Below are 1,003 nucleotides of genomic sequence, written 5' to 3'. Positions count from 1 at the left end.
CACGTGAGTATATACAAAAGCGCAGCTAGCCTCAAGCTTTTTTTCATTCTTAAACCTATAAACCTAACCTAAACCGAACGCCAAGGGAGAACCACTTTTGATCTGTTAACCCATATCTATTCACTGGTCAGTGTTAACTATTTCACTAGCCACTTTAGGGTCCACAAAATTATTTTCCTGTTCAACGTTGGCCAATTCTTCTTCTAACACTTGAATCGCGCCAGCGATCCGCAGCAACGTTTGCTTGACATTAGCTTGCTTAGTTTCTAATTCAGCCAAAACTTTTTGACCAGATTCGTACTCAGCTTTGAGTTGTTGAAGACGTTTCTCTAGTTGTTCTTTCATTGTTTAGCTATTCTGCTTTAGAGGCTTGTGACTGGCTAGGAACTAATTTAACATTTGTATAATAGTTGACATCACTTGAGTTTATACAACAATAGATCAAAATGTTGTGATCTATTCTCAAGTGATGTCTAGTTAACCAGCTACTAGTTAATCGGCTACTAGGAAACAACTCCCCAATCCATATAAGGCAACCTAGCCGCTGTCGCCCGAATCGCTTCTACTTGAGCAACCAGTTGTCCACAAGTATCCCAAGTCCCAGTCAGCAGCATGTTTCTTGGTCCATCCTCCATAAACACAGAAGCCTGCAACTCACCACAATAGACTTGCATCTCTTCCAAATCCAAGGTCATCGGGATTTCAGGATTCTGATGGAGGCTTGTTTGTAATTGCTTCACGGTTTCTGAGTCAGCTGTGACACAGGGAAGCCCCATCGCCAAGCAGTTACCAAAAAAGATTTCGGCAAAACTCTCTCCGACAATACCTTGAATCCCCCATCTTGCGATCGCTTGAGGGGCATGTTCCCGTGAAGATCCACAGCCAAAGTTACCATTTACTACTAAAACCGTTGCACCTTGATACTGGGGTTGGTCAAAGGGATGTTGTCCGTTAGCTTGAGCGCGGTCATCAACAAAAACCTGTTGTCCGAGACCATCAAAGG

General features: G+C 43.2%; 2 protein-coding genes. Both read right to left on the bottom strand.

From position 1 onward, the window contains the following. Positions 1–120 precede the first annotated feature (120 nt). Complete coding sequence (locus F6K49_RS53090) at positions 121–345, bottom strand: hypothetical protein (RefSeq protein ID WP_075897494.1); 225 nt, start codon at positions 343–345, stop codon at positions 121–123. Positions 346–503: 158 nt separating this feature from the next. After that, on the bottom strand, positions 504–1,003 hold a 500-nt coding region (locus tag F6K49_RS53085), incomplete at its 5' end, for an isopropylmalate isomerase (RefSeq protein ID WP_293111193.1).

The organism is Moorena sp. SIO3I6 (assembly GCF_010672095.1).
This window is presented reverse-complemented; position numbering and strand designations above follow the sequence as displayed.

Bases quoted from the DNA above. Each gene is read 5' to 3' on its own strand.
- F6K49_RS53090 (WP_075897494.1), bottom strand. From the start codon at position 345: ATGAAAGAACAACTAGAGAAACGTCTTCAACAACTCAAAGCTGAGTAC.